Source organism: Sulfuricaulis limicola (genome assembly GCF_002355735.1).
Classification (GTDB): domain Bacteria; phylum Pseudomonadota; class Gammaproteobacteria; order Acidiferrobacterales; family Sulfurifustaceae; genus Sulfuricaulis; species Sulfuricaulis limicola.
This window is the reverse complement of sequence record NZ_AP014879.1, coordinates 2,046,105-2,070,240: the sequence shown is the minus strand read 5'-3', so window position 1 is coordinate 2,070,240 and position 24,136 is coordinate 2,046,105. Positions and strand designations below refer to the sequence as shown.

Genomic DNA, 24,136 nt, shown 5'->3' with positions numbered 1-24,136 from the left:
GGGTGTTTGGCGCCCCTGTTCAATAATACAGCCGGCACCCGTCCGACATTGATCCCGGCCGGTTGGTTGCGCCGAAGCGATTCCCGGCAAAGTATTTGCCGAATCGGGGCAGGGCGCCCGAAACACTGAACCAGGTTGCCGTTCGTGGCGCAGGTGCCGAATTCCGGTATAATCCGCGCCGCTAACGTACTATTGTTTTTGGCTTCGCCTTGGCTGAGGGACTCCGCCACCCGAACAACCCATGACCGCAGCCGCTCACACACAACCGTCAGGAAACGCCGGGAAGCTGCGCGTCGGCGTCGCCGGCGTCGGTTATCTCGGCCGTTTCCATGCGCGTATCTATGCCGCCATGCCGGATGTCGAGCTGGTCGGCGTCGCCGATTCCAACGAGCGCGTGGCGAAAGAAGTGGCCGAGCAGCACGGCTGCCGCGCCTATGCCGACGCGCGCGACCTGCTGGGCAGCGTGGATGCCGTGAGCATCGTGGTGCCGACCATTTATCACAGCGACGTGGCGCGCCCGTTCCTCGAAAAGGGCGTGCACATGCTGATGGAAAAGCCGATCGCGCCGAGCTACGAGGAGTCGCGCGCGCTGGTGGAGCTGGCCGAGCGCGCCGGGGTGATTTTCCAGGTCGGGCATCTCGAACGTTTCAACGCCGGCATCATGGCGCTGGCCGAGCGCGCGCAGAACCCGCGCTTCATCGAGGTGCACCGCCTCGGGCCGTTCGTCGAGCGCGCCACCGACGTGGACGTGGTGACTGACCTCATGATCCACGACATCGATATCGTGCTGTCGCTGGTGAAATCGAACATCCGCAACATCGCCGCCACCGGCATACCCGTGCTCACCGAGCACGTGGACATCGCCAATGCCCGCATCGAATTCGAGAACGGCGCAGTCGCGAACGTCACCGCCAGCCGCGTTTCGAACAAGAAGCTGCGCCGTATCCGCATCTTCGGCGCGGACCACTATTATGGTCTCGATTACATCGACCAGAAGCTCGAAATGGTGCGCTCCGAACCGGACCCGCAGGGCGGCAAGTGGCCGCGCATCGTCACCGAGCAGCTCGACATCACGCCGCGCCCGCCGCTGGACGCGGAACTCGAATACTTCGTCAAATCCGTGCGCACCGGCACGCCGCCCCTGGTCACCGGCCGGGTGGGGCTCGAGGCCTTGCGCGTGGCCCTGCTCGTCAAGGAGAAAATCGCCGCATGCACGCCGTAACCCGGGCTCAGCCCGTTCCGTTTCTCGATCTGTCCACGCAGTACAAAAGCCTTGAAACCGAATGGCTCGCCGCCATCCGCGAGACCGGCGCGCGCGGGAGCTTCATTCTCGGTCCGCACACCCAGGCGTTCGAAAAGGAATTCGCCGAATACGTCGGCGTGAAGCACGCCATCGCGGTGGCGAACGGCACGGATTCGCTGTATCTCTCGCTGCGCGCGCTCGGCGTAGGCAAGGGCGACGAGGTTATTACCACGCCATTCACTTTCTTCGCTTCGGCCGAGACCATCGACATGGTCGGCGCCACGCCGGTGTTTGTGGACATTCTGCCGGACAGTTTCTGTCTCGATCCTGCGAGCGTGCGCGCGAAAATCACCGCCAAAACGAAGGCCATCGTGCCGGTGCACATCTTCGGCCATCCGTCGGAGATGGGCGAGATCATGGAGATCGCGAAAAAACACAAGCTCGCCGTGGTCGAGGACTGTGCCCAGTCCTTTGGCGCGCTGCACAACGGCAAGGTGGTCGGCGCCCTTGGCGACACCGGCAGTTTCAGCTTCTATCCGACGAAGGTGCTCGGTTGCTATGGCGACGGCGGCATGGTCACGACCAACTCGGACGCGGTCAACGAGCATATCCGCCGCTTGCGCAATCACGGCGCGGTCAAGCCCTTCCTGCACACCGAAATCGGCATGAACAGCCGCCTTGATGAGGTTCAGGCCGCGGTACTGCGCCTCAAGCTGAAGCGCATCAAGGACGATATCGCCGGCCGGCAGAAGGTGGCGGCGGAGTATACGAAACGGTTCGCCGGCTCGCCGGTAAAAACACCGGCATTGCCGAAGCACGGCACGCACGTATTCAATCTCTACACCGTGCGCATTCCGAAACGCGATGCCGTGCGCCAGGCGTTGACGGATGCGCAAATCGGTACTTCGCAGTGCTATCCGCAGGGACTGCACCTGCAGGAAGTTTACAAGCACCTCAATTACAAACCTGGCAGCCTGCCGGTCTGTGAGCACGCCTGCACCGAAACCCTGTCGTTGCCGGTTTATCCCGGCATGCCGCCGGAGCACATTGAGCGCGTGTGCGAAGTCCTGCTGGCTGCAATCAAGGGTTAAGTGCTTCGAGCAATATGAATGGACAGGATTAAGCAGGGCGAGCCGGAAACAGACGAAGACACTTAACGTGTCTTCGTCCCGGCGAGCGCCCCGCCACGGATGGCGGGGCCGAGTCTCCGGAAGCTGTCATGGTCGCACCAGAAACCCCGCTAAACCCCGGCCCGCACATCCCTGTGCGGGCGCTCAGCGGCGCCGATGTACGTTAAGTACATCGGCGACTACTCCGCTTCGCCCTGTGAATCCTGTCTATTTTTCCAGTTTCTATGAAAGTTGCGGGGTGAAGCAGCGCCCGTTCAGCTTTTCAAAATCCGCCGCCAGCACCGCCGGGCTGAACAGGAATCCCTGGGCGGCGTCGCAGCCGATGGCGCGCAGGGCGGTGAATTGTTCCCGGGTTTCGACGCCTTCGGCGACGACTTTCATGTCGAGGCTGTGCGCCAGCGCGATGATGGCCTTGACGATGGCGGCATCGTCATGCGACCGGGTGATGTCGCGGATGAATGAAATATCGATCTTGAGTGTGTCGACCGGCAGGCGCTTGAGGTAGCTCAGCGAGGAATAGCCGGTGCCGAAGTCGTCGATCGATATCGACAGTCCCCGGGCCTGCAGGTTTTTCAGGAGCTTCGCCGTTCCCTCCGCGTCTTCCATCAATTCGGATTCGGTGATTTCCATGGTCAGGGAGGAAGACGCCGGATCCACGCCGGTATTCCGGAGTATCGTCAGCACGGTATCCGGGAATTCGGCGCGGCGCAGCTGTTTGGCCGAGATGTTGACCGCCAGCCGCAGGTTCAGGCCCTGCTCGTGCCAGCGACGACCCTGTTCGCAGGCGGTTTGCAGCACCCACTCGCCGATGGGGACGATCAGGTCGGTTTCCTCCGCGACCGGGATGAACCTGCCCGGCGACACCGCGCCGAGCGTCTGGTTGTTCCAGCGCAGCAAGGCCTCGCAGCCGGTAATGGTTCCGGTGTTCATGTCCACCACCGGCTGATAGTGCACGATGAACTCATTCCGTTCCAGCGCGTGGCGCAGTTCCTGTTCGATCTCGAACCGCTCCAGGGCGCGCGTGTTGATCTCCGGCGTGTAGAAGCGATAGGTGCTGCCTGCCTCCCGTTGCGATATGTTGAGGGCCACCTCGGCGTTTTTCAGGATGGTGTCCACGTCATCCCCGTCTTCCGGGGAAACCGCGATGCCGATGCGGATGGTGACATAGAATTCCGTGTCTTCCAGGTCAATGGGTTCGGCAAAGACGTTGGTGATCTTGCGCGCGACCATGATGACATCCCGGGTATGCGCCACGTCGGCGAGCGCGGCGCTGAAAACCGAGCTGCCGGCACGCGCCACGGTATCGCCCTCACGCACCAGCCCGCGCAGGCGCCGCGCGGCTTCCCGCAGCAGCATGTCGCCGACATGCTGGCCGTGGAGGCTGTTGATCTCCTTGAGCCGGTCGATGTGCAGCATCATGACGGCGACATGGCGCCCGTGATGCCGCGCGCGCGACAGGGACTGGTCCAGCCGGTCGCGGAACAGATCACGGTTGGGCAGTCCGGTCAGGAGATCGTAATTCGCCAGGTTGTGGAGTTTTCCCTCGTTTTCAATGTGTTCGAGCCCGAGCGAGATGTCCGCCGCCAGTTCCTGCAGCAGCTTCATTTCCTGGTCGTCGAAAAAACCCGACTCGTCCGCGTACAGGTGAAGGCAACCGGTCAGTTTGCCGGAAATTTTCAGTGGCAACAGCACACAGGAGCGGTAACCGTGGCGCAGCGCGATATCCCGGTTCGCGCCCGCGCGCACGTCCTGCGCCAGATCGTTGACCACCACGGGTTCGCCGACGAGCAGGGCAGCGCCGATGCCATGGGTGTCGTCCGCCGCGTTTTCCGGGAGCCGCAGGCGGATTTCATGGAGCATGTCCCGGTCGTTTCCCGAAATATAGGCAGGAATGAGCCGGAAGGTTTCGGAGTCAATCCGGCTGATGCAAGCGAGCCGGAAGCGGCCTTCGTCCATGGCGATGCGGCAGGCCTCCTGCAACAGGGCGTCACGTTCGTGGATGCGAATGATGGCGCCGTTGATGTTGCTCAACACGGCATATATGCGGTTGAGGCGGGCGATGCGGACTTCGTCTTCGCGGATACGGGCATCCCGCCGTTCGAGACTTTGCGCCATGTTGTCGAAGGCGCGCGAAAGTTCACCGATTTCATCGTTCCGGGGAGAGACGTCGGTGCGCGCGGACAGGTCGCCCGCGGACACGCGGCGCACCGCAGCCAGCAGCGCGCTCACGCGTCGCAGGATGAACATGTTGCTGCCGACCCAGGCAATGACGAGTGTCAACAGCGTCACCATGCCCAGGCCCGTGAGTCCGCGAAGCAGGCTGGCATTGGCGCCGGCGAAGGCGATGGTGACCGGGATGCCGACGCTCAGGTAGGCCAGCGGCTCGCCCGAGGTCTCGCGCAGGGCGGCGAAGGCATACAGGCGTTCGACATTGTCGAGACCGTGAGACTGCATGACCCCGTTGGCGCGGGCGCGGATGGTGCCGAACAGGCTCGTGTCCGCGATGGAACGCCCCGCCCATCCGTCGATCTCGGGGTGACGCAGCAGGACCGTCCCGTTGCGATCGATCATGGTGAACGACGAGTTCTCCGGCAGCTGTGAATCGGCCGCCAGCCGCTTGAGCCAGGCGAGGTCGAGCGCGGCGAAAAGAATGGTGCGGGCTTCCCCGGACTGGTCGAGCACGGGATAGGCGAAATTGATCGCGGGCTTGCCGGTGATGCGGCCGATCTGGTATTCCCCGACGGAAAAATCGCGGTGACCCACGGCGGCCTGGAAGTAAGGCCGGTCGGAAATATCGACGGGCCCCTTGAGCGGCAGCGCGCTGCAGAAGATCTCGCCGTTGCGGCGCGCCACACCCAGATTGGTGTAATGCGGATACTGTTTCAGCAGAGCGGCCATGAAGGCGCCGCAAACAACGCCGTTCGATTCGCGCACCTGCGGGACCTGGGCGAGAATCTTCAGAAGCTGGCGGGTATCCTGGAATATCTGTTGCTGGGTGCTGGCAGCATGGGCGATGACCTGTTGTGCGCGATCCAGGGCATCCGTTTCCGCCTGCCGGCGCATCTCGAAGCCGGAGTAAAGAATGAACGCCAGCGCCGGGGCAGCCGCCAGCAACACCAGGACGATCAGGCGCGCCCGCAAGCCCGTGAAGAGAGGTTGTCTCATTGGCTGGCCGCGTCCGTGGTGCGTCGGGTCAGTCATGACCGATGAATGTGGAACAGTAAAGCAACATGCTGCCTCCGGTGCCTGCGCTTCTTGCCGGTTTTTGTTTGCGCGGGTTTTATGGTCAGGTTTTTGACTTTTCTGCCCTCGATCGGGGTGGTTCTTCGTTTTCTCCTTATATCCTTGACCTACTGAATCAGTATGATATGCCCGCCCCGGAAGTCAATCGCCCCGGCCCCTTCGGATCGGCACCGCTCCGGGTTTTTTACCGAAAAATCAAAAGGTCGAGCTGTTCCATCCCCACATCGAATCCTTCGCATCCGCGAATTCGATATAAACCCGTTCCGAGGGGATCTTGAGTTCGTCCAGCATCAGCTGGCATAACACCTTCGACAGCGTCTCGGTCTTGCTCTCCGGCAGGCCGATGGATTTGAGTTCGAGGTAGGCGCAGGGCAGGGTGCTTCCCGCGAACATCATGGCCTGCGGCGGGTCCAGTCGTATCATGACGTATTTTTCGGGTTTGCCGAGATTTTTCGACACCAGCACCGAGGTCTTTTTCAGAATCTCCTGCCGGGTGTCTTCAGCCATTTCACGATTGGTCTGAATCTTGAGATAGGGCACGGGCATCCTCCTTGATTGTGCTGACGGGAATAATAATCCACCATAGCGCGAACCATGAAACAATTCTCGCCCTCTTGCGAACGCAACCAGGAACCGATTCTGGCGGTATTGCGCGAGATTTTCACCGCGCCCGGCCTGGTGCTGGAAATCGGCAGCGGCAGCGGCCAGCACGCGGTGCATTTCGCGCGCGCTTTGCCGCACCTGGCATGGCAGCCGACCGACATCGCCGAAAACCTTCCCAGCATCGCTGCGTGGCGCGCCGAGGCCGGCCTGCCCAACCTGCGCGAGCCGCTGGCGCTCGATCTGTTCGCCGATGACTGGCCGGTAAAGCAGACACGGGCCGTGGTCTGCATCAATACGATACACATCGTTTCCTGGCAGGGCGTGGAAAGATTGTTCGCCGGCGCCGGCCGGGTGCTGGCGCCCGGCGGCATCCTGTATGTCTACGGACCTTACCGTTATGCCGATCGTCCGCTTGAGCCCAGTAACGAGGATTTCGACCGCTGGCTCAAGGCGCGCGATCCGGTTTCCGGCGTGCGACTGTTCGAGGACGTCAATCGTCTGGCCGGGCAAAACGGCCTGCTGCTCGCCGGTGACCGCGCCATGCCGGCGAACAACCGCTCGATCTGGTGGCAAAAGGGGTGATGCATCCGGAATGTTCCTGCGTGCGGCTTCCCACGGCGCCTCGTGAATGATACTTTCAGCCCGGTCCGGTAACGCACTTCGCGCGAATTCGCCATAAATGCTGCATTTCATCGCCAACGGGCTGGTGGCTGTCGGGATCATTCTTCAGTTGCTGGCGCTGAGGCCCGTCCGACGACTGATCACGCTGCTTCCTCCCGGCCGCCCGCGGTTCAGCTGGTACGTCCTGTCTTCGCTCATTTTCATATTCATCATCGGTTACGGCGCCTACATTCCGGTGTTCTGGGGCAGTCACGAGCAGTTCGCCGACCTGGTCGTCCCCGCCGTGTTTTTCCTGGGCGCCTGTTTCGTGCTGGTGGTCAATCTGTTATCGCTCGAGACCGCGCGCGACGTGCGCTACATGGCGGTGCTCGAGCGGGAAAACATCACCGACCCGGTGCTGGGGATTTACAACCGTCGTTATCTGGAGCGCCGCCTGGCTACCGAGGTGGCGCGCGCCAGCCGTTATGGCATGACGCTTTCGGTGCTGCTGATCGACATCGACCACTTCAAGCGCATCAACGATACCTACGGGCATCCGGTCGGCGACGTGGTGTTGCGCGGCCTGGCGCAGCTGATCGTGAACACCGTCCGCACCACGGATATCGTGGCGCGCTATGGCGGCGAGGAGATCATGGTGATCACGCCGAGCACGCCGGTGAAGACGGCGGCCCAGCTGGCGGAACGCTTGCGCAAGGCCGTGGAGGAGGCGCCGCTGGCGATCCCCGCGGACCTGCATCGCGAGCTCGACAAGATGCGCATCACCGTCAGCGTCGGCGTGGCCTGCTTCGGCCGGCAGGCCGTGGACATGAAGGAGCTGATCCAGAACGCCGACAAGGCGATGTACCAGGCCAAACGGGAAGGACGCAATCGCGTGGTCGTGGGCTGCGCCCCCGACGCCTGATTCGGGTAACTTAATAATCTGCCACAGAGCACACAGAGGTCACAGAGAGCAGATCTTTTCCGTTTTAACTCTGTGTTCTCTGTGGCTGAATTCCTTTGTTTCTTTTTTTTAACCGGCTTTCTGCTGGCGCGCCTGCGCCACGGCATCCGCCAGCGTGGCGCAACCGGAGGCCCGCACGCGTTCGGCCAGACCGCGCGTGATCGCCTGTGCCACACAGGGTCCCTCGTAAATCAGCGCGGTGTATATCTGGACCAGATCGGCGCCGGCGACGAGCTTGTCCCACGCATCTTGCGCATTTTCGATCCCGCCCACGCCGATGATCGGAACGGCGCCCTGCAACCGGTTATGCAACTTGCGAATGACATCCGTGGAAAGTTCCTTGAGCGGGCGGCCGCTCAAACCGCCGCTCTGGCGCGCCAGTGGATTGTCCGCGAGGCCGGGCCGGGCGACAGTGGTATTGGTGACGATGACGGCGTCGAATTTGTGTTCCAGCACCAGCCGCGCGATGGCGGCGATCTGGGTGTCGTCCAGATCGGGGGCGATCTTGAGCGCGATGGGGACGTAGCGGCCATATTTGTCCGCCAGCGCGGCCTGCTCGTTTTTCAGCGCGCGCAGCAGCGCATCGAGGTTTTCCTCCTGCTGCAGATCGCGCAGGCCGGTGGTGTTGGGGGAGGAGATATTGACCGCGACGTAATCGGCGAGGCGGTAGACCGAGTTCAGCACCGCGAGGTAATCGTCGGCGGCCTGTTCCAGGGGGGTGTCGCGATTCTTGCCGATATTGACGCCGAGCGGGCAGGGTTTGCCCTGGGCCGCGAGGTTCACAAGAAATTTACCCGCGCCCACATTGTTGAAACCCATGCGGTTGATCAGCGCCGCCTGGCGCGGCAGGCGGAACAGGCGTGGCTTGGGGTTGCCGGGCTGCGGCCGGGGTGTGACGGTGCCGAGTTCGAGAAAACCAAAGCCGAAGTCGGCCAGCGGCCGGACGTATTCGGCGTTCTTGTCCAGGCCGGCGGCGAGCCCGACCGGGTTGGAAAAATTCAGCCCCATCACGGTGACCGGCAACGGCGCCGGATGGCGTGCAAACAGGGACCGCGTGAGCGTGCTTGCGCCGGGCAGGTGATAAAACAGGCGCAGCAGGGTGAAGGTCAGGTAGTGGCTGGTTTCGGGGGGCAGCCGGAACAGCAGGGCACGCAGCAATTTGTACAATGGATGATGACCTTGGTTTGCGCCGGCAGGCATGATAACCAAACGCCGGAGCGAAATGAATGCCGGGCTCGTTGCCGGTGTTCGTTATGAGTTCGCCGCCTTGCCGACGCCGGCCGCTTCGGTGCCCGCCACGCGCTCAGCGGCGAGTGCCGCGAGAAAATTCGCGGCCCAGCGGTAGATATTGTGTTCCTCGACCTGGCGGGTGAGGCGCTGCATGCGCGCGCGCCGCTCCCCGGGATCCATTTCAAGGCCGTAGCGAACAGCCTCGGCGAATTGCTCGGTATCGTACGGGTTGACGATCAGCGCGTCGGCCAGCTCGCGCGCCGCGCCGGCGAACTCCGACAGCACCAGCACGCCGTCGCCGCCGGATTGCGCCGCCACGTACTCCTTTGCCACCAGATTCATGCCGTCATGCAGGGAGCTGACGATGCACATCGGCGCCATGCGCAGGAAGGCGTGCACGGTTCTGGCGTCATGGTGCGCGACGAGAAAATGGATCGGTTTCCAGCCTTCGCTCTGGTACTTCCAGTTGATTTCGTCAGCTAGCGCCTCGAGCCCGTCCAGGTGTTCGCGGTAGCGCGGAATATGCGTGCGCGATGGTGCGCCGAGCTCGACGAAGGTGAAACGCCCGCGATACTGCGGATATTTTTCGAGCAATCGCGCGATGGCCCGGAAACGCTCCGGTATGCCCTTGGTATAGTCGATGCGATCCACGCCGACCGCGATGAAAACGTCCCCCAGCTGATGCTGTGTTCTGAGTTCGGTGATCTGCTTCGCGAGCGCATCTTCCCCGGGCACGTGGCGCTCGGACCACGGCTGCACGCTGATGGGAAACGGCCGCACGCGCGTGCGGCTGCCGCGCAGTTCTGCGGAAAAGTGATCCCAGTCGAGACGCGATTCGAGCACGCGGTCCACGGTCTCGAGAAAGCTGTTGCAATATTGCTGCAGGTGAAAGCCGAGGAGATCGGCACCGAGCATGCCATCGAGAATCTCCGCTCCCCAGGGACAGATGCGGAACGCTTCCGGGTTGGGCCAGGGGATGTGCCAGAACATGCCGACGCGCAAATCCGGGCGCGCCTCCTTGAGCATCCGCGGCACGAGCGCGAGCTGGTAGTCCTGCACCAGCACCACGGCCTTGCCCGACCCCGCCTCGTCCAGCACCGCATCCGCGAAGCGGCGGTTGGCCTGGCGATAGTGTTCCCAGTCCTCGGCGCGGAAGACGGGGCGTTCGTGCGCCAGGTGACACAACGGCCACAGGCCCTCGTTCGAGAAGCCGTAGTAGTAGCCCTGTTCCTCCTCGCGTGTCAGCCACACGCGCTTGAGCGTGTAGCGCATATCGCCGGGTGGTACCGTCAGCCGGCCTTCGGCATCGGCGTTCGCGCGGTCGGCGTTGCCGGCGCCGTGCGCGATCCACACGCCGCCGCAGGCTTGCAGCACCGGGTCAAGCGCGGTCACGAGTCCGCCAGCTGGGACGATCGCGTACCCGCGGCCGTCACGCCACTGGTGCATGTAGGGTTCGCGATTGCTCACCACGATGAGCTGATGCGCCTCGCCAAGTGAAGCCACCGCGTGCGCGCGCAGCCGCTCCGGCGTCCACACCTGTTCGGCAAACAGCGCCGCTTCCGACAGCGCCCGGCCGGTGGAGCGTGCCGCGCGGAAAGATGCCGCCAGCCGATCCGATTCGCTGCGCAACCGGCCCGAGGGCAGCCCCGGCGGCGGCGATTCCGCGACGTTATCTACCCGCAGGCGCCGCATCCAGTCGGCGAGTTTGGTGAGTGGCCGTTCGTACACGAACCAGGTGCTGCCCACCACCAGCGCCACCGCGAGCAGGGAGACGATCAGGACCCAGAAGGCGAACTGCGCGAGCCGGGCGAGCGCGCGGTCGTCGATATAGGACACGTCGTGCACCACCACCAGAACGCCCTCGGCATCGCCTTTCTCGGGAAACTTCTTGGCAAAAACATGGACCTGCATTCCCGCGCCGCGCGTGAGTTGCGTGACTTCATTTCCGGATTGCAATGCCTCGCGCATCGGGCCATCGAGCTTGTTGGTGAAATCGGAGATGGTCTTGCCGGCCGCGACCAGCCGGCCATCGGCGCGAAACACCGCGTAACCGAGGAGCCGCTGATAGCCCTCGACCCGAGGCTGCAACAGCGCGCGCGCCTGTATGTCCGGCAGCGTCAGCGCGTACAGCACCCGGTCGGAAAGCTGCTGCGCCAGCGCATGCGCGCGCCGCCCCACGTCATCGAGGTCGATGGCGCGTTCATTTTGCACCTGGTGCCAGGCGAACAGACCAGTGACGACGCCGATGATCGCCGCGACCAGCAGCCCGAGGCGCAGCGAGCGTGTCGTCCGTGGACGTGGCTGGTCAGCCATGAACCACCCCTGTTTCGCGATGGAGGTACAGCGTGCGCGTCGGGTAGGCGAATTCGATGCCTTCCCGGGCGAAGCCCTCGAAGAGGGAAAGATTGATGCATTGTTGTATGTCCATGTAGATGTTGTAATCCGGATCCTGCACGAAGTAGACGACCTCGAAATTCAGCGACGAGTCACCGTATTCCTTGAAGTGGGCGCGGTCGAAACGCGTCTTCTCCAGACCCTCGATGATTTCCCGCACCATGACCGGAACAGATTTGAGTTTTTCATGCGGCGTCTGGTAGACGACGCCGAAACTGAACACCACGCGGCGCTCGTACATGCGCTTGTAGTTGCGGATGCGGCTTTTCAGCAGGTCGGTGTTGGAAAACACGATCTGCTCGCCGCCCAGGCTGCGCAGGCGCGTGGTCTTGAGGCCGATGTATTCCACGTTGCCGAGGATATCGTCGACGACGATGAAATCGCCGATCACGAATGGCTTGTCGATGGCGATGGAGAGCGAGGCAAAGATGTCTCCCAGGATATTTTGCGTCGCCAGTGCCACCGCCACGCCGCCGATGCCCAGGCTGGCGACGAGCGCGGTGATATTGAACCCGAGGTTGTCCAGGATCATCAGCAGCAGGATCGACCATAGCGCCACGCGCGCGATGAAGCCCAGCACCGACACGGTGGTCGCGCCGGCGGCGTCGGTTTCCCTGTTGCGCTTGAGGTAATCGTCCAGCCACAGGACGATGCCCCGGTTCCCCCACATCGCCGCCTGCAGCAGCAGCGCGATGACGGTGAAGTGCGTGATCAGGCGCGTCGGCTTTGGCGGCAGCTCCAGATACTGCAATCCGAAATAAAAAGCAATGATCAGCAGGAACAGGAAGCGGGTGCCGGCGAGGATTTCCACGACGCAATCGTCAAGACGGGTTTCGGTCTTTTGCGCCCAGGCTGCGAGCCGGGCGATGACGAGGCGCTTCGCGAAATACAGCAGCAGCGCCAGCGCGATGACGACGGCCAGGGCGGTCAGCCAGTCCTGCAGCGTGTTTCCATAATAGGTTTGCCCGAGCAGATTCATTTCATTTCTCCGCTGGTCTCATGCCACTGGCGCAGGAAGTCGAGCAATTCCTCCGGTGGCTGCAGCCAGAAATTCGCGGTTGTAGCACGGAATTGCGGGCGCACCAGCACGCCGATGCCGCGGCCGCGGATGGCGTTGAACGCGTCTTCATCGGTGGTGTCATCGCCGAGATAGGCCGCGGCCGTCTCCTGGGCCATTTCGGCAAGCACGGCGTTCACCACGAATCCCTTATGGCGACCGGGTACGCGCAGTTCGATGCCGCCGTCGAAGTCATGCCACACGAGAGTTTTTTGCATTTCCTTCATCAACAGGTTCTGGAACACGAGGCTGCGGATATCGGCGATCCGGTCCTGGTCAAGCCCGCGCCAGTGGATGGCCAGACCGCCGGGTTTGATTTCGCAACGCCCTCCCCGGGCCTCAATCTCGGCGGTCCAGGTGTCGGCGTCCGCGAGATGTTGCAGCGCCATTTCGTTCATGCGCGCGACCGTGTATTGGCCGTCGGGCTTGAGCTGTTCCCAGCCGTGTGAACCCCAGATTTCGGGAAGGCGCCTGAGGCCGAGCAGGGGTTGCAGGTCGCGGGTCCAGCGGCCGCTGACGATGACAAGCCGGGTATGGCCACTTTCCATGATGGCATCGAGGATGTCGCGTACGCCGGGATACGGCAGCGCCTCGTCCGTGCGTATCCGGAACGGCGCGAGCGTGCCATCGTAATCGAGCAGCAGCACGCGTTCCGGCGCGGTTCGCAGGCGCCGGAAGAAATCCTCGAGCCCTTGCTGCTGGTGCAGGGGGCGCATACCGGTTATTTTGAGTTTGTTGCCATCGTTATCTCCTTGGCCGGACCAACCGCGGTCGGGTATTCGAGATCAATAAAGGAATCCGTTGCCGGGCAACGCGAAACCTGTCACAAATTTTCTGGCACGATGCAGCTTTGCCGGGGACTACCAGTTACATCATCCGTCCTTGTCGCTTGGAGCCCCTGGGGCAGCGCGGTGAGGACAGATGGAGGGAATTGCTGAGGGTCATTCTAGCTTTATTGGAGACCGGATTCCAGCATCGATGCTGTATTTTCACGAATCCCGCGCGAGACTGCGGCGCTCCGGAACGGTAATCGGTGCGATGAGTGCCGCGCCCGCTCTCTACGCTGTCTGTATTTTTGTTGTTGCGTTATGATGCCACGGACATCAGCCATCGGACATGACATCAGGAGGATGAGTATGGCCAGAGCACAGAAGGTCAGTTACTTCGCGATGCAAATCCCCAACCGGCCGGGCGAGGCGGGACGGATTCTGACAGGGCTGGCGAAGGCCGGGGTCAATCTGCTGGCGTTCACGGGCTTTCCCAACGGAAGGAATTCGCAGGTGGATTTCATTCCGGCGAACCCAACCACCTTTCTCGCGGTCGCGCGCGGCATGAAGCTCAAGCTGCGGGGCAAGAAAACCGGCTTTCTCATCCGAGGCAGCGATCAGCGCGGCGCGATCGCCAGGGTGATGACGAAACTGGCGCATGCCAAGGTCAACGTCACCGCCGTGGATGCGGTGACCGCCGGCGCCGGACGTTTCGGCGCGATTCTATGGGTCAAGCAGAAGGACGTGAACCGCGCGGCCCGCGCGCTCGGCGCCTGATTTCCCCCGTTGCCTCTGCCGCGACCCAGCGCAGGGCGCGGGTTGCCTGTTTTTCACTTCAGCGAACTCCCCGGTCTGCGCTAGAATGACCGGCTTTCATCGGCCGGCCGTCGGCCACGGGCGGAGTTTTCATGGCAAGCAAACTGAATCGTTATAGTTCCCGCATCACGCAACCCAAGTCGCAAGGCGCCTCGCAGGCCATGCTTTACGGGACCGGCCTGACGCGCGCGGACATGGACAAGGCCCAGGTCGGCATCGTCGCCAACTGGTTCGAGGGCAATACCTGCAACATGCATCTGAACGACCTGGCGGTGCAGGTGAAGCAGGGCGTGCAGGCGGCGGGGCTGGTGGGCATGCGCTTCAACACCATCGGCGTGTCCGACGGCATTTCCATGGGCACGGACGGCATGTCGTATTCCCTGCAATCGCGTGAGATCATCGCCGACTCGATCGAGACGGTCATGGGCGCGCAGTGGTACGACGGGCTCATCGCGCTGCCCGGGTGCGACAAGAACATGCCCGGCTGCCTGATCGCCATGGGCCGGTTGAACCGGCCCGCGATCATGGTTTATGGCGGCACCATCAAGCCGGGCCACAACAAGAAGGGCGATACCCTCGATATCGTTTCGGCGTTCCAGAGCTATGGCGAATTCATCGCCGGCAAGATCGATGAACCCGCGCGCGAGGATATCGTGGAGCATTCCTGCCCCGGCGCCGGCGCCTGCGGCGGCATGTATACGGCCAATACCATGGCCAGCGCCATCGAGGCGCTTGGGATGTCGTTGCCGTACAGCTCGTCGATGCCGGCGGTGGAGCCGGGCAAGCGGGAGGAGTGCCTCAACGCCGGCAGAGCCATCCGCCACCTGCTCGAAAAGGACATCAAGCCGCGCGACATCATGACGCGCGCGGCGTTCGAGAACGCCATGGTCATCGTCATGGCGCTGGGCGGCTCCACCAACGCGGTGCTGCATCTGATCGCCATGGCGCGCGCCGTGGGCGTGCCGCTCACCATCGACGATTTCCAGAAGGTCTCCGACCGCGTGCCGTTTCTCGCCGATCTGAAACCGAGCGGCAAGTACGTGATGGAAGATCTGCACAACGCCGGCGGCACGCCAGCGGTGATGAAGTACCTGCTCGAAAAGGGATTGCTCGCCGGCGACTGCCTCACGGTAACGGGCAGGACCATCGCGGAAAACCTGGCGCCGCTGCCGGGCCTGAAACCGGGCCAGGAGGTGTTCATGCCGCTGGAGAAACCGATCAAGCCAAGCGGCCATATCCGGATCCTGCGCGGCAATCTCGCGCCCGGAGGCGCGGTGGCCAAGATCACCGGCAAGGAAGGCCTGCGTTTCTCCGGTCCGGCGCGGGTGTATGACTGCGAAGAGGACATGCTCAAGGGCCTGGAGCGCAGCGAGATCAGGAAGGGCGACGTGGTGGTGATCCGCTACGAGGGCCCGAAGGGTGGTCCGGGCATGCCCGAGATGCTGACACCGACCTCGGCCATCATGGGCGCGGGGCTGGGCAAGGACGTGGCGCTCATGACCGACGGGCGCTTCTCCGGCGGTTCGCACGGCTTCATCATCGGACACGTGGTGCCGGAGGCGCAGGAAGGCGGGCCGATCGCGCTGCTGCGCGACGGCGATGTCATCACCATCGACGCCGGGAAAAACGAACTCAGCGTGGCAGTGAATGACACGGAGATGACCAGGCGCAAGTCGGCCTGGAAAATGCCGCCGTACAAGGCTGCGCATGGCACGCTCTACAAGTTCATCAAGAACGTCAAGAATGCCTCTGAAGGCTGTGTTACGGACGAATGAGGTAAAGCGCGTGCCGGCTCGTGAGTCGTGATGGCGGGATGCCGCCCGGGCGGGGACACGCAACCGTTGCCATGAAGAAAAGCCACTGGATCCTGATCGTCGCGTTCGTCATTGTCGTGTGGATGGCGCTCATGGTCGGCGCCAGCTATTTCGGTTACGAATACAAGTCTCCGGTGCGCATCGAAAACTGGAAGCCGGAACCGGCGCCATGACGGGTACTGCAATGGATGCCGGGAATGCCTGATCCCTCGCGGCCTGTGCGTCGTATCATGGTCGTGCTGGGGATGACGGCGTCCATGCTTTTTCTAGCCGCGCTGATTCTGTCTTCCTTTCTGCGCTCATACGCGCCGGCGCTGATTCATATGATCCTGGCTGCCGGCGTCATGCCGCTCATCATGGCGGCGATGATCTATTTCACGCCGGTGCTGACACACAGCCGTGCGCCGTCCTGGCTGGTGCTGATTCTTCCCGGTCTGGCCCTGATTGCCGGCGCCGGGGCGGCCGCGAGCCTGTTCTGGCGGCGTGATCTGATTGTGGTGCCGGCGCTGACCGCCATGATCGCTGCCGGCGCCTTGCTCGGCTGGATCTGGCAGCGGGCCCGGACCATGCTGGGCCGGCCGCACCCGGGTCTGGCCTGGTACCAGTTGGCGCTGGCCAGTCTGTTGCTCGGGCTGCTCGCGATTTCGCTTGCGGCAGTCTGGCCGGAGCATTGGGCCGCTCTCCGGCGATTTCACCTGCACATCAATATATATGGTTTCATCGGACTGACCGCAGTGGGCACGCTGCGCGTGCTGCTTCCCACCGTGGCGGGTTACACCGATGCGGCCACGCGCGTTCGTCTGCAGCGCGATCTTTATCCCATGGCATTCGGTGCGTTGCTCATGGCTGCCGGTTCGGCCTGGTGGGTGTGGCTGGTTTGGCCCGGGCTGGCGCTGTGGCTGATACCGCTAACGCGTTTTGCCGCGCTGCTGGTTTCACGCTGGCGCGAACCTGTCTGGGGCTGGCACCGTCCGGGGGCATCATTGGGTCTCGCCGTGCCGGGCTTGATGCTGGTGCTGACAGCCGGCGGCTTGCATGCCGCCGGCGTGCAACCATCCGACGTTGCCTTGCCGTTGTTCTTCTATCTGTTCCTGTTTCCGCTCGTAACCGGTGCCATCAGTTACCTGTTGCCGGTGTGGATCTGGCCGGCGCGCAATACCGCCGCCTATGAGTCGGCCGTGCAGCGCCTGGCCTGGGGCAGCGGCGCGCGGGCGCTGGGTTTTTTTATCGCGGGTGTCCTGGCGTGGAACGGCTTGCCGGGCGCGGTTTATCTGGCCGGAGCGGTCATGGCGGTTTTTCTGGCGCAGGCGATATGGGCCTTGTCTGCGCGGTTTTTCGCGCCGGTTTAGGCCTTGGCATGGTTTCTGCTTTACTTGGGGTACATCAAACGCGGTCAGGGTGAGCGCCAGAACCCGGGCCGGACGAGGGTACCATGGCAAGTCATTACACCAACGGCAGCACGGGCTACAAGGGCATCGAGCGGCGCAAGTTCAATCGCCGCAACGTGGCGGACCGTCGCAAGGATATCCGCTGGGAACCGAACAACCCCAACCGGCGTCAGAGCACAGGCCGCCGCGCCAGCGATCAGCTGGGCGTACACAAGCGTTAGAAGTTTTTTCCGCTGAATATGTGATGCGAACGGAAACCCCGCCCGTGCGCTAATTTCGTTTAGATATGTGAAACCAGACGCGCCTCGGGAATGAGCGCGCGCAGCGCCTCGGATATCTGGAAGCGCACGCCGGGAACCGGCTTCACGCTTACCCACAACAGGCTGAGCTTCAGGTTCAATTCGGCGAATACCACCACGTGCTGGTAGTCGGCGAACACGGTCTGGATGTGCTCGATCGTGGCCTGGATGATATGTTGCGGTTTTTTCACCAGCCCGGGAATGAGCACCATGAAGTCGCTTAAGGCCTTGCCGTGCTCGTCGAATGTCGGCGCGCGCTTGCGCAGCGGTTCGGCGGGCAAGAGCGTAGGTGCGATCACGAGTTCCGACATGGGAAAATAGCCCCGTTGCAGGATTAACGTCTACAAGCTTATCCGATTATGAAAAAAAAACCAGAATCCGGCGCTTTCCGGAATCCACGTGGATAAGCGCTATCTAATATAGCCGTTTATTCCGGGGTCGGTCGCTTGACCCGTCCGCGACACAATCACATCATGTGCAGGTTGGGCTACCGCCCGGGAGGAGATTTATGAAGGCCGAGCAACGCCAGAGTATCCGCAAGAAAATATCGCTCAATATTGTTGTCAACCAGGATCTCGTCTATTCGGAGCGCTGGAGGGTTCGTGACCTCAGTCTGAGTGGCGCCCGGCTGGAAGCGTCCAGGGAAGGGCTTTCGCCCGGCGTGCCGGTCGAGGCGGTGCTGACACTCAAGGAACATGATAAATACGGTTTGCACCGCGTGCCGGCGGATGTGGTGCGCGCCGACCGCCATGGCGTGGCGCTCCGGTTTCGCCGTTACGACGACCGCACTTATACCGCGCTGGTGAATTTGCTGTACAGCAGTTAGCCCGGAGACCGGGAATCTTCCCGGGACTGATAAATCTTGCTGCGTGTGGAACTGTCCACGGCCCGCGGGAGCAGGAAGTCATTGCGGGCAAAGATGAAACCGCACAGACACATGGCAGAAGTGACGGGCAGCACAGTGCGGCAATGCGGGCAGCTTTTGGTCTGGGTGTTGGCAAACGCCTCCATGATCCTTTCTGCCTTGGCGGCCTGTTGCGCCCGGAAGGCCTCGGTCGGTTGCGCCGACAACGGCGATGCATCCGGTTTTGCCGGCAGGGACTCGCGCATTTGCCTGATCTTTGCCGCCTGGGCGTCGCGTTCGTCACGCAGCGTCAGCGCATCCTGTACCGCCCGCAACAGTTTGTCGGCCTTGCGGTGGTTGGAGATGTCGGCCATCAGCTCGGCGCGCGCGGCTTCCACCGCCGCCACGACCTGGTCAACACGCGCCGCCAGATAGGCCTCGAATAATTCCTCTTCCTGCAGTGCCTGTTCCGCGGAAGGCAGATCGTTGCTGCCGGAGGATTCGAAGGAGTAGCCGCAGTCGCAGCTTTTGGCGTCGATGGATACCACCATGCCGCATGCCGGGCACGGCTTCTGGTATATGCTGTAGGTCCTCATGCGGTAATCCCTGTCAATGTCCTGATTCGACCGATGACAACTCCCACCCACCAGAATCAAGTATAGCCCTCGAAAGCCCTTTCGCCGAGGGAAAACACCTGCAGGTGCTGCCGGAATGGCGCGCCCGACAGGCGGATCGGCGGCGCGCGGCATGGTTATACAACGGCTTACGTTCTGGTGGATTGGAACCATGGCGGGGATTCAGTATTGTGGCGGGGACATGGACATGGCCCGTTACCAGGAGAAGAAACAGCGTTTGATGGAGGCCCTGCGTTCAGCCCGCGGTGAAAATGTACGTCTCGGAAAAACCACCTCCAACCTGTTTCGTGACCGCCATGGCGGGCCGGCGCGAAAGCTTGATGTGCGGGATTTCAACAATGTCCTGCATGTCGATGCCGTGAACGGTCATGTCGTGGTCGAGGGCATGACGCCGTATGCGAAGCTCGTCACCGAATGCCTGAGGCACAACGTCATGCCGGCGGTGGTGCCGCAGCTCAAATCCATCACCATCGGCGGCGCGACCGCCGGTTGCGGCATTGAATCCTCCTCCTTCCGCTATGGGTTGGTGCACGAAACAGTGCAGGAGATGGAGATACTTCTGGGGGACGGGCGCACCGTGCTGTGCACGCCGGACAACGAGCACCGCGACCTGTTCTACGGTTTCCCCAATTCCTACGGGACACTGGGTTACGCCTTGCTGCTCAAGGCCAGGGTGGTGCCCGTAAAAAAATACGTGAAACTCACCCATGTTCGCCACGTCGGCCCGGAAGTATTTTTCGCCGATCTGGCGCGGCAGTGCGAACGCAGGGATGTTGATTTTGTCGATGGCGTGGTGTTTGGCCAAAACGACATGGTTATCACGCTCGGCCAGTTCACCGATGAGGCGCCCTATACCAGCGATTACACCTATGAGCATATCTATTACAAGTCATTACGCGAGCGCACGGAAGATTTCCTGACCACGGCGGATTACCTGTGGCGCTGGGACACCGACTGGTTCTGGTGTTCGAAAAACCTGCTGGCCCAGAACCCGGTTATCCGCCGGCTCTATGGACGGCAACGACTGAACTCGGTTACCTACACGAAAATCATGCGGCTCAACAGCCGCTGGAAGCTTACCCGCATGCTCGACAGGCTGCTGGGTTTCCACACCGAGTCCGTGATCCAGGATGTCGAGATTCCGATCGAGCATGCGCCGGAATTTCTGGCATTCTATCATGATGTCATCCGTTTCATGCCGGTATGGGTATGTCCTACCCGGGCCTGGGACAGGCAGGCCCGGTTCGATCTTTACCGGATGGATCCGCAAAAGCTCTACGTCAATTTCGGATTTTGGGACGTGATACGCGGAAGAAAAAAACTTCCGCCGGGGCATTACAACCGGCAGATTGAGCAGAAGGTGATGGCCATGCAGGGAATGAAATCGCTGTATTCGGATTCCTGTTTTTCGCCCGAACAGTTCTGGGAAATATATAACCGGCCCGCCTACGAACGACTCAAGAAAAAATACGATCCGGACGGCACGCTCAAGGATCTCTACCGCAAATGCGTTCTGAAGGAGTAACGTCGTTTCCGTGCGAGCCTGCTGGAATTGGGTTTGCTGATGGTTCAAGAGGGTATTTGCAAAAAACACACACCTGTCGCATCCCCGCATAAGGCGTATACCAGCGCACTGGCATAAGGCAGGCTCGATGCGCTTTTTGCGCTCATCGGCCTGCCAATGGCGGCCGTCAGCCGGGGCGGGCAGCGCCGCCGCCGACAGGTATGTCGCAATCTATACTTGTAATTCTTCCGGCTTTCCGCCTAAATTGATTTACGACACATGTTGTTCTTTGTCGGGCGCAGGGGAGTTGTCGAGCGGAGTTCTCATGCAAGTCGGAATCGCACAAGGAGGTTCACATGAGTCAAACGCAACGCGCAACAAAGATGGAAACCGGTGACATCAGCAAAGGCGAGACCAGTCGCGAATCCGTGGAAGTCGCGGAAGCGATCAAGGCCTTGCAGGTGCAGCTGGCCGATCTGCGCAAGATCGTTCAGGCCGCCAAAACTTCCGGCGACGACAGCGTGAAACCCGGACGCCGCCAATAGTGCCTCTGCCTCATCCCCCGTGTAATTTTTAATTTCTTCTTACAGAGTTCGAACCGCCAGCCTGTTTTTTCAAACCGGCCACCCGTGCTGGATCTGTCAGTCTGTATGGACGGCTGACGCCAATCCCGCGCTGCGCGCTGGCCGCGTTCTCCCGTGCGCGAGGCCATGGAGACAGGTGCCGGCAACTATGCGGATGACGCTGAAGCCGGCGGCGAATTTTCCTTCTCCCGGCATGACCGGATCCCGAAAATCAGGAATACAGGCGCAGGCACACATGGCGCGGACAAATAATGGTATCGTATGAGGCCATAAGGTCCGGCGCCGAAGGCCCGGGCGACCAGCAAGTCAGGAAAGCATTGATGGACCAGAGATACTCCAGTCGGAATATGGCCCGGCGCGAAATGCGGACATCCACGAACCGTCACCGGCATTCAGCGAGGACGGGCTAATGTACCTCCAGTATTTTGGCCTGCACGAAAACCCGTTTTCCATCCCGCCTGATCCGCATTATCTCTATCTGAGCCGGGGGCATCAGGAGGCGCTGGCGCACCTGCAGTATGGCCTGGCGGAGGCCGGAGGCTTTGTGCAGCTGACCGGCGAAGTCGGGACCGGCAAGACACTGCTGGTCCGCACCCTGGTCGAGCGCTTGCCCGAAGGGGTGGACGTCGCGCTGATCCTGTATCCGGTGCTGACTGTCGCCGAGTTCATTGCCGCCATCTGCGATGAACTGCGCGTGCCGCATCCCGGCGAGCAGGCCAGCCTCAAGCAGCTGATCGACGCGCTCAACGCCCACCTGTTGCAAACCCACGCGCGTGGCCGGCGCACCGTGCTCATCATCGACGAGGCGCAGAACCTCAGCCGCGAAGTGCTGGAACAGGTGCGGCTGCTCACCAACCTCGAGACCACCAAGCAGAAACTGCTGCAAATCATACTCATCGGCCAACCCGAACTGGCCCAGATGCTGGCGCAGCAGGACCTACGCCAGCTGGCGCAGCGCATCACGGCGCGCTTTCATCTGGTGGCGCTCACGCGCAAGGAAAACTTCGAATATATTCTCCATCGTTGCCGGGTTGCCGGCGCCAAGGCGATATTGTTCGACAGAAAAGCCATGGAGCAGGTCTATGCCGCCTCCGGCGGCATTCCGCGATTGATCAACGTGATCTGCGATCGCGCCCTGCTCGGGGCTTACACGCATGGCAGGCAGGTGGTGGATATGTCCATCGTCAAGCGTGCGGCCAGGGAGATAGGGCAAGGCGCCATGCCGAAGCGGCGATTCGCTTCCCGCGCGCCGGCGATCGCGTCAGCCCTGGTTATTGTTCTGGTAGTGGCCGCCTGGCAGTGGTGGCCGGACTGGACCCGAATGATTGTGTCCGGGAAGAACAGCACCGAGGCGGTCTCCGCCGAGGCGGCTTCCGCCAGTCCCAAGGCAGTGAGCGCGGCCGGGGCGATCCCCGTCGCGACGGCCACCGATGCCAATGCCGCGACCAAGCTTGTCGAGCCTGTGTCAAAGCTTGAGGCATCCCTCGGAAGTGCAGAGGCCAAGACCGACACCGAATCGGCCATGAAGGAGCTGTTCGGGCGCTGGGGGCTGGATTACTCCGCCCTGGCCGGCGCCACTGCTTGTGAGCGCGCGCTGAACGCCGGTCTGCACTGCGTTTATCAAACCGGAACCTGGAACAACCTGCGCGAGCACAACCGGCCCGCCGTTATCGAATTGCAGGATACTTCCGGCCATAAACACCACGTGCTGGTGACGGCCCTGACGGCGGACTCGGTATCTCTGGCCATGGGCGGTTCGCCCCAGGAATTTGACGTGCAGGAGGCGGGCCGCCTCTGGTTCGGGAAATATCTGCTGCTCTGGAAACCACCGGCCCCGGGGCAGGAAATATTGCGCCTGGGCGATCGCGGCGAAACCATCCTGTGGTTGCGCGATGCGCTGGCGCGCTACCGCGGCGAGCCGCTGGTGACGGGCGCGAGCGATCTGTTCGACAAGGAACTCCAGGCTCAACTCATGCAATTCCAGAACCGCCACCGGCTCGCGGCCGATGGCGTGGCCGGTTCCAGCACGCTCGCAAAATTGCAGGGTTATTTTCCCGGGCCATCGCCCACCTTGGTTGCAGATACCGTGGCCACGGAGGCGCGCTGAGCATGTCGTATATCCTGGACGCCTTGCGAAAGTCGCAGCAGGCGCGGCAACCCGGATCGGCGCCGCGCACCGGCGCCGTGCACAATATTTCCCTGGCGCTGCCGGTCAACGGCTGGTGGCTTGCCCTGGGTGCGGTTTTATTGCTGGGGATCGTGGCGGCTGTCCTGCTGTTCTGGCGTAACACGGTCGCCAATCTGCCTGACCCGCCGGCGGCACCCGCACCCGTGACCAGCGAGCCGGTTGCGGCGGCGCCGGCAAGTGTGCCGGTGACTCCCGTACCGGCTCCGGAATCAAGCGCCGGTAAAACCACCCCCGTGGCCGATCTGGCCGAACAGGCCAAACTTCCTGCCCCTGCGCCGCCACCGAAAAAAGTCACCGTGGCGCGTACCGCGAAAAAACCTGCGGTGAATCGCCGTTCCGAGACGATGAAGACTGCCGCCGCTCCGCCCGTCACGCTCGTCATGGACGACACGCCGCTGCTGCAGCAAATGCCGCAGGATTTCCAGCGCGCCTTGCCGGCGCTGGCGGTGACCATCCATGTCTATTCGCACGACGAGTCCCAGCGGATCCTGTTCATCAATAACCGGGAATATCACAAGGGCAGCCAGATCGATGGCGGTATTCGTGTGGAAGACATCGTTCCGGATGGTGTGGTGCTGAGCTTACGGGGCGAACGCTTCAAGCTGAGCCGCCCGCGTTAGCTCGCTGGCGGTTTTCCTGTGTTTTTCGGGGCCTTTGGCCCCGATTTTGTTTCAAATTCCCTCTAAATTTGGTCAGTTTTTGCCGATACGGGCATGGATATTGCTCTATCTTTAGTACAGGCGCAGGCGTTTTCTGGCCAGCTTCCCGCCCCATCACGGGCTTAAAGATGGTCGGCAAGTCCTGCAATATCCCGGGTTGCTTCAGGCAACGGAGGA

At 62.1% G+C, this 24,136-nt stretch carries 22 protein-coding genes; 14 read left to right on the top strand and 8 right to left on the bottom strand.

The window, feature by feature from the left end:
• Positions 1-241: 241 nt before the first annotated feature.
• Complete coding sequence (locus SCL_RS09855; RefSeq protein WP_096361058.1) at positions 242-1,222, top strand: Gfo/Idh/MocA family protein; 981 nt, start codon at positions 242-244, stop codon at positions 1,220-1,222.
• Complete coding sequence (locus tag SCL_RS09850; RefSeq protein ID WP_096361057.1) at positions 1,210-2,334, top strand: DegT/DnrJ/EryC1/StrS family aminotransferase; 1,125 nt, start codon at positions 1,210-1,212, stop codon at positions 2,332-2,334. Before SCL_RS09855 ends, SCL_RS09850 begins: the two co-directional genes overlap by 13 nt.
• Before the next feature lie 261 nt (positions 2,335-2,595).
• Here the strand turns inward: SCL_RS09850 and SCL_RS09845 are convergent, their stop codons facing one another.
• Together SCL_RS09845 and SCL_RS09840 are read right to left on the bottom strand one after the other, a co-directional pair.
• On the bottom strand, positions 2,596-5,538 hold the full coding sequence (locus tag SCL_RS09845; RefSeq protein WP_172426018.1) for a bifunctional diguanylate cyclase/phosphodiesterase: 2,943 nt from the start codon (positions 5,536-5,538) through the stop codon (positions 2,596-2,598).
• A 273-nt stretch (positions 5,539-5,811) separates the two neighbouring features.
• Positions 5,812-6,162 carry a phenylpyruvate tautomerase MIF-related protein gene (locus tag SCL_RS09840; RefSeq protein ID WP_420823627.1) on the bottom strand — a complete coding sequence of 117 codons (351 nt, stop codon included), beginning with the start codon at positions 6,160-6,162 and terminating at the stop codon, positions 5,812-5,814.
• 48 nt (positions 6,163-6,210) lie between these two features.
• Between SCL_RS09840 and SCL_RS09835 the strand changes: the two genes are divergently transcribed.
• Together SCL_RS09835 and SCL_RS09830 are read left to right on the top strand one after the other, a co-directional pair.
• Complete coding sequence (locus SCL_RS09835) at positions 6,211-6,801, top strand: DUF938 domain-containing protein (protein ID WP_096361055.1); 591 nt, start codon at positions 6,211-6,213, stop codon at positions 6,799-6,801.
• Between the two features lie 97 nt (positions 6,802-6,898).
• Complete coding sequence (locus SCL_RS09830; protein ID WP_096361054.1) at positions 6,899-7,741, top strand: GGDEF domain-containing protein; 843 nt, start codon at positions 6,899-6,901, stop codon at positions 7,739-7,741.
• 108 nt (positions 7,742-7,849) lie between these two features.
• On the opposite strand, the gene SCL_RS09825 is transcribed toward SCL_RS09830, so the two are convergent.
• Genes SCL_RS09825 through otsB form a run of 4 tightly spaced genes read right to left on the bottom strand, consistent with a single transcriptional unit; the run spans position 7,850 to position 13,177 of the window.
• Positions 7,850-8,980 carry a quinone-dependent dihydroorotate dehydrogenase gene (locus SCL_RS09825; RefSeq protein ID WP_096361053.1) on the bottom strand — a complete coding sequence of 377 codons (1,131 nt, stop codon included), beginning with the start codon at positions 8,978-8,980 and terminating at the stop codon, positions 7,850-7,852.
• A 51-nt stretch (positions 8,981-9,031) separates the two neighbouring features.
• Positions 9,032-11,323: an alpha,alpha-trehalose-phosphate synthase (UDP-forming) gene (locus SCL_RS09820; RefSeq protein WP_096361052.1), complete on the bottom strand. Its 2,292-nt coding sequence runs from the start codon at positions 11,321-11,323 to the stop codon at positions 9,032-9,034.
• The gene (locus SCL_RS09815; protein WP_096361051.1) at positions 11,316-12,383 is read right to left on the bottom strand and encodes a mechanosensitive ion channel family protein; all 1,068 of its coding nucleotides are present in this window, start codon (positions 12,381-12,383) and stop codon (positions 11,316-11,318) included. Before SCL_RS09815 ends, SCL_RS09820 begins: the two co-directional genes overlap by 8 nt.
• On the bottom strand, positions 12,380-13,177 hold the full coding sequence (otsB, locus tag SCL_RS09810) for a trehalose-phosphatase (protein WP_096361050.1): 798 nt from the start codon (positions 13,175-13,177) through the stop codon (positions 12,380-12,382). The genes SCL_RS09815 and otsB overlap by 4 nt, the downstream gene beginning before the upstream one ends.
• Positions 13,178-13,597: 420 nt before the next feature.
• Between otsB and SCL_RS09805 the strand changes: the two genes are divergently transcribed.
• The 5 genes from SCL_RS09805 to SCL_RS14275 all read left to right on the top strand — a co-directional run bounded on the left by SCL_RS09805 (position 13,598) and on the right by SCL_RS14275 (position 17,467).
• Positions 13,598-14,005, top strand: a complete 408-nt coding sequence (locus tag SCL_RS09805; protein WP_096361049.1) for an ACT domain-containing protein — start codon at positions 13,598-13,600, stop codon at positions 14,003-14,005.
• Between the two features lie 131 nt (positions 14,006-14,136).
• Complete coding sequence (gene ilvD, locus SCL_RS09800; RefSeq protein ID WP_096361048.1) at positions 14,137-15,819, top strand: dihydroxy-acid dehydratase; 1,683 nt, start codon at positions 14,137-14,139, stop codon at positions 15,817-15,819.
• A gap of 71 nt (positions 15,820-15,890) precedes the next feature.
• The gene (locus SCL_RS14280) at positions 15,891-16,031 is read left to right on the top strand and encodes a hypothetical protein (protein WP_172426017.1); all 141 of its coding nucleotides are present in this window, start codon (positions 15,891-15,893) and stop codon (positions 16,029-16,031) included.
• 24 nt (positions 16,032-16,055) lie between these two features.
• Complete coding sequence (locus SCL_RS09795; protein WP_148665074.1) at positions 16,056-17,207, top strand: hypothetical protein; 1,152 nt, start codon at positions 16,056-16,058, stop codon at positions 17,205-17,207.
• 83 nt (positions 17,208-17,290) lie between these two features.
• Positions 17,291-17,467, top strand: coding sequence for a hypothetical protein (locus tag SCL_RS14275; RefSeq protein ID WP_172426016.1), 177 nt, complete (start codon positions 17,291-17,293; stop codon positions 17,465-17,467).
• A 59-nt stretch (positions 17,468-17,526) separates the two neighbouring features.
• Here the strand turns inward: SCL_RS14275 and SCL_RS09790 are convergent, their stop codons facing one another.
• Positions 17,527-17,856 (bottom strand): hypothetical protein, encoded by a 330-nt coding sequence (locus SCL_RS09790; protein WP_096361046.1) that lies wholly within the window; start codon positions 17,854-17,856, stop codon positions 17,527-17,529.
• Between the two features lie 197 nt (positions 17,857-18,053).
• On the opposite strand from SCL_RS09790, the gene SCL_RS09785 reads away from it, so the two are divergent.
• The gene (locus tag SCL_RS09785) at positions 18,054-18,371 is read left to right on the top strand and encodes a PilZ domain-containing protein (protein WP_096361045.1); all 318 of its coding nucleotides are present in this window, start codon (positions 18,054-18,056) and stop codon (positions 18,369-18,371) included.
• Here the strand turns inward: SCL_RS09785 and SCL_RS09780 are convergent.
• Complete coding sequence (locus tag SCL_RS09780; protein ID WP_148665073.1) at positions 18,368-18,985, bottom strand: zinc ribbon domain-containing protein; 618 nt, start codon at positions 18,983-18,985, stop codon at positions 18,368-18,370. The two genes, SCL_RS09785 and SCL_RS09780, sit on opposite strands and share 4 nt — an antisense overlap.
• A 220-nt stretch (positions 18,986-19,205) precedes the next feature.
• Here SCL_RS09780 and SCL_RS09775 point away from each other — a divergent pair, with 220 nt between their 5' ends.
• From SCL_RS09775 to SCL_RS09765, 4 genes are all read left to right on the top strand, one after another.
• Positions 19,206-20,549 carry an FAD-binding oxidoreductase gene (locus tag SCL_RS09775; RefSeq protein ID WP_172426015.1) on the top strand — a complete coding sequence of 448 codons (1,344 nt, stop codon included), beginning with the start codon at positions 19,206-19,208 and terminating at the stop codon, positions 20,547-20,549.
• Positions 20,550-20,884: 335 nt separating this feature from the next.
• Positions 20,885-21,073 (top strand): hypothetical protein, encoded by a 189-nt coding sequence (locus SCL_RS14120; RefSeq protein WP_148665072.1) that lies wholly within the window; start codon positions 20,885-20,887, stop codon positions 21,071-21,073.
• Between the two features lie 448 nt (positions 21,074-21,521).
• Positions 21,522-23,219, top strand: coding sequence for an ExeA family protein (locus SCL_RS09770; RefSeq protein WP_096361043.1), 1,698 nt, complete (start codon positions 21,522-21,524; stop codon positions 23,217-23,219).
• 2 nt (positions 23,220-23,221) lie between these two features.
• Positions 23,222-23,920 (top strand): general secretion pathway protein GspB, encoded by a 699-nt coding sequence (locus tag SCL_RS09765; protein ID WP_096361042.1) that lies wholly within the window; start codon positions 23,222-23,224, stop codon positions 23,918-23,920.
• The last annotated feature ends 216 nt before the right edge of the window (positions 23,921-24,136 follow it).